At 68.7% G+C, this 4,312-nt stretch carries 4 protein-coding genes; 2 read left to right on the top strand and 2 right to left on the bottom strand.

From position 1 onward, the window contains the following. Positions 1 to 164: 164 nt before the first annotated feature. Together JWQ05_RS06775 and JWQ05_RS06770 are read right to left on the bottom strand one after the other, a co-directional pair. Complete coding sequence (locus tag JWQ05_RS06775) at positions 165 to 860, bottom strand: hypothetical protein (protein ID WP_299656495.1); 696 nt, start codon at positions 858 to 860, stop codon at positions 165 to 167. Positions 861 to 866: 6 nt separating this feature from the next. Beyond that, entirely contained in the window at positions 867 to 2,360 is a 1,494-nt protein-coding gene (locus tag JWQ05_RS06770; protein ID WP_299656492.1) for a leucyl aminopeptidase, read from the bottom strand. Between the two features lie 284 nt (positions 2,361 to 2,644). On the opposite strand from JWQ05_RS06770, the gene lptF reads away from it, so the two are divergent. Together lptF and JWQ05_RS06760 are read left to right on the top strand one after the other, a co-directional pair. Continuing rightward, a complete protein-coding gene (gene lptF / locus JWQ05_RS06765; protein ID WP_299656489.1) occupies positions 2,645 to 3,814 on the top strand; it encodes an LPS export ABC transporter permease LptF in 1,170 nt (389 codons plus the stop codon). Between the two features lie 13 nt (positions 3,815 to 3,827). After that, positions 3,828 to 4,312: LptF/LptG family permease (locus tag JWQ05_RS06760; protein ID WP_299656486.1), on the top strand; the 485-nt coding region annotated here is incomplete at its 3' end.

Genomic DNA, 4,312 nt, shown 5'->3' with positions numbered 1-4,312 from the left:
CCCGCGACATCGATCTCCGCCGGCATGCCCGACGGATACGCGGACAGCCACGGGCGCGCGGCGCTCCGGGTTTCGGCCATGTCGATCCTCCCTGTGATGCGGCCCGGTGACTTTAGCCACCTTAGTTCACATCTAAACCATCCTCCGCCATCCGGGCGGCGGGATCAAGCAGCCGCGTCTGGTCGGGCGAGACGAATCCGCTGCACCGTCAGCCCGTTGACGCAGAGGTGGGGCAGAAATGCCGCGACGGCCAGGGCGGCGGCGATCAGCGCATCGGCAAGGCTCAGAGACCGCCGGGGCCAGATCCCGAAGCCCGCGATATGCCCGAGGCCCAAGGTGGCGAGGGCGAACCAGAGGGTCAGGGTGCGGACCAGGATCTCACTGAGCCGCCGGAGCCAGCGCAGGGGCGGGTGCCTGCGATTGCCGATCAGCAGCGCGCCAAGCCCGAGCGCGCTGGCGAAGACCAGGGTCGCGAGGGCCGAACCGACGGCATAGGCCGCCGGCATCGGCGCTTGTGTGAGGAAGGCGTTGCCGCCGCTGGCGAAGGCGAGGCGCAGGATCACGCCGCCGAAGGTCGGATGCAGGCAGGCGGCCAGGAAAAGTGCGATTGCCAGCCCGCCGCCCACGACACGGCGAGGCCAGGCGGCGGGCCCGGGCCGGACGATCCGCACGACGTGACTCGTCAGGCCATAGACGATCGCCACTGCAAAGAGGGGATAACGATCGAGGAAGAAGCCGTAGAACCGGCTCTCGAGTTCCGGAGGCAGCGCGGTGCGCTGGTCGAACCCGGTCGCGAAGGTCGCGGCGATCGCAAGGACCGCCGTGGCCAGCGGGATCAGGGCCGGCAGCACGGCACGCACCGGGGATCAGCCCTCGTAGTTGTCGCGCACCAGACGATCGAGGAGGCGCACGCCCCATCCCGCCCCCCAGCTCCGGTTGATCTCGCTCGACGACGAGGACATGGCGACACCCGCGATGTCGAGATGGGCCCAGGGCACGTCGTTGACGTAGCGCTTCAGGAAGGAGGCCGCCGTGGCCGCGCCACCGTGTCGGCCGCCCGAGTTCTTCATGTCGGCGAACTTCGAGTCGATCGCCTTGTCGTAGGCGGGGATCAGCGGCATCCGCCAGACGGCCTCGCCCGTCGCCTCTCCGGCGGCGGTGATCTTGGCCGAGAGGGCGTCGTCATTGGAGAACATCCCGGCGATGTCCTGGCCCAGCGCCACGATGATCGCGCCCGTCAGGGTCGCGAGATCGATCATGAACTTCGGCTTGTAGGCGCCCTGGATGTGCCAGATCACGTCAGCGAGGACGAGGCGGCCTTCCGCATCGGTGTTGATGACCTCGATGGTCTGGCCCGACATCGAGGTGACGATGTCGCCGGGGCGGTAGGCGTCGCCATCGGGCATGTTCTCGACGATGCCGATGGCGCCGATCACGTTCACCTTCGCCTTGCGTGCGGCTAGCGCGTGCATCGTGCCGACGACGCAGGCGGCCCCGCCCATGTCGCCCTTCATATCCTCCATGCCGCCGGCCGACTTGATCGAGATGCCGCCGGAATCGAAGCATACGCCCTTGCCGATGAAGGCGATGGGGGCCTCACCGGCCTCGCCACCGTTCCAGCGCATGACCACGACGCGGGGCTCCTTCACGGAGCCGCGAGCGACCGCGAGCAGCGCGCCCATGCCGAGCGCCGCGAGCTTGGCCGGCCCCAGAACCTCGACCTCGACGCCGAGCTTGGTCAGTTGCTCCGCGCGCCGGGCGAACTCTTCCGGATGCAGGACGTTTGGCGGCTCGTTGACGAGTTCGCGGGCGAGGATGACGCCGTCCGACACGGCCTCGGAAATCTTCGCGGCGGCCTCGGCGGCGGAAACGTCCGCCACCATCAGGGTCAGGGACGTGCTCTTCGCATCCTCGCCCTCGGGCTTCTTCTTGGTCTTGTAGCGGTCGAAGCTGTAGTGGCGCAGACGCGCACCGAGCGCGAAATCGGCGGCGTTCTCGGCCGTGACATCGAGGTCCCCGATCGTCAGCGCCACGTGGGCGTTCCGGCCCGAGACCTTGCTGGCGGTGAAGCCGCCGAGCGCCGGCCAGTCGATCTTGGCGCGGTCCTTCTCCGAGCCGAGTCCGATCACCAGTAGACGGTCGGCGTCGAGGCCGGCGGGGGCGGGCAGCGCCAGCGCCGAGAGGGACTTGCCCTTGAATCGCTCGCTGGCCGCGGCCCGCGCCACGAGATCCGCGACACCGCCGCCGATCGCCTGCGCCACGGCCGGCGCGAGCGCCAGGTCGTCGCCCACGAACAGGACGACGTCTCCCCGGCCCACCGAGCCCAAGGGCCCGAACGTGATCGTGATTCCGTCCGCCATGACGCTGCTTTCCGAGAATTGGGCTCGAACGAGAGATGCGTTCGAAAGTGGTGCACGCAAAATGTGCGGAGCGGCACGGGATGAGACGCGGCGCTCCAGGCGCTTCTGTGTACCCGTTGAGGCAGAGAACGCAACGCGACCGCGACGCCGCGAAAGCGCCCGAATTGGCGCGCCCCGATCGGAGTCGACGGCCGGGGGGCGCGAGAGGTAGAAACGGGCGGGGTCTCGAACTCCGTCGGGCATCGTGGCGAGGCCATCCACGAGACGCCCTCCCCAGAGAACCGATGACGCAGATCGAGCGCTACATCTTCAGAATCGCGCTCGGGGCGTTCCTCGCCTGCCTGATCGGCCTGACCGGCACGATCTGGGTGACGCAGGCCCTGCGCGAGCTCGACCTGATCACCGCCAAGGGCCAGACCCTGCTGATCTTCTTCCTGATCACCGGCCTTTCGCTCCCGACGCTGATCACGGTCATCGCCCCCGTGGCCCTGTTCATCGCGGTGGTCTACGCCCTGAATAAGCTGAACGGGGATTCAGAGCTCATCGTGATGTCGGCCGCCGGAATGCGACCCCGGCGGATCCTGCGGCCCTTCCTCAGCCTCGGCCTCGCGGTCAGCCTCGCGGTGGCTTTCCTGACGATCCAGGTGATGCCTTCTTCCTTCCAGGAACTGCGCGACGTCGTGACCCGCGTGCGGGGCGACTTCATCGCCAACGTGGTCAAGGAGGGGCAGTTCACCAGCCTCGAGAGCGGCATCACCTTCCATTTCCGCGAGCGCGGTCCGGGTGGCTCCCTGCTCGGACTGTTCATCCAGGACAAGCGCGAGCCGGGCAAGTCGGTGGTCTACCTCGCCGAGCGGGGCCAGGCGATGGAGTATGGCGGGCAGAGCTATCTGGCGCTCGAAAAGGGCAGCGTCCACCGCCAGCAGAAGGATTCGCGCGACGCCTCGATCGTCACCTTCGAGCGCTACACCGTCGATCTGGCGGCATTTACGCCGCCCGACGCCGAACTGGTCTACAAGCCGCGCGAGCGGGCCACGACGCAGTTGCTGTTCCCCGACACCAGCGAGACCTACTACAAGCAGCAGAAGGGCCGGTTCCGGGCGGAGTTGCACGATCGGCTGTCGTCCTGGCTCTATCCGCTGGCCCTCACATTCATCGCCTTCGCGGCCCTTGGCGATCCGCGCACGACCCGGCAGGGGCGCGGCCTCGCGGTGGCGGGCGCGGTCCTCGCCGTCGTGGTCGTGCGGATCGGCGGGTTCGCCGCCAGCAGCGCCGCCGCGCGCAGCCAGGGCGCGGTGGCGGCGGTCTACGGCGTGCCGCTCCTGGCGATCCTCATCTCGGCGATCATCATCTTCAACGGCGCGGCCGTGCGCGACTGGAACGCCCGCGTGACCCGTGCCCTGACCGGGGTGTTTGGCCGTCTCGGTCGGCGCCCGCGCCTCGGCGTCCAGTGAGAGGCGTGGGCGCATGCTGATCGGCGCGACGCTCGGCCGCTACTTCGCCATGCGCTTCCTGCGCACGGTGCTGGGCGTGTTCCTCACGGTCTTCACCCTCGTCTACACCCTCGATTTCGTCGAGCTGCTCCGGCGCGCGGGCGACGCCGAGGGCGCGTCCACAGGTTTGATGGCGCAGCTCTCGCTCTACCGGACCCCGGCCGTCGCCGAGGGCGTGCTGCCCTTCGCGATCCTGTTCGGCTCGATGGCCGCCCTGCTTCAACTCTCGCGCAAGCTCGAACTCGTGGTGGCACGCGCGGCCGGCATCTCGGCCTGGCAGTTCCTGCAGCCCGGCGTGTTCGTGGCGCTCGCGATCGGGGCCTTCACGGTGGGCGTCTACAATCCGGTCTCGGCGCTGATGAAGCAGCGCTCCACCGAGATCGAGGCCAAGATCTTCTCCCGCGCGACCAAGGCCAATTCCGGCAAGGACCTCTGGATCCGCCAGCGCAGCCTCGACGG

The sequence above is a fragment of the Methylobacterium sp. genome, from assembly GCF_028290105.1.
Classification (GTDB): domain Bacteria; phylum Pseudomonadota; class Alphaproteobacteria; order Rhizobiales; family Beijerinckiaceae; genus Methylobacterium.
This window is presented reverse-complemented; position numbering and strand designations above follow the sequence as displayed.

Excerpts from the sequence above, each read along its gene's own strand:
- JWQ05_RS06770 (WP_299656492.1), bottom strand. The coding sequence starts at position 2,360 with ATGGCGGACGGAATCACGATCACGTTCGGGCCCTTGGGCTCGGTGGGC.
- lptF (WP_299656489.1), top strand. The coding sequence starts at position 2,645 with ATGACGCAGATCGAGCGCTACATCTTCAGAATCGCGCTCGGGGCGTTC.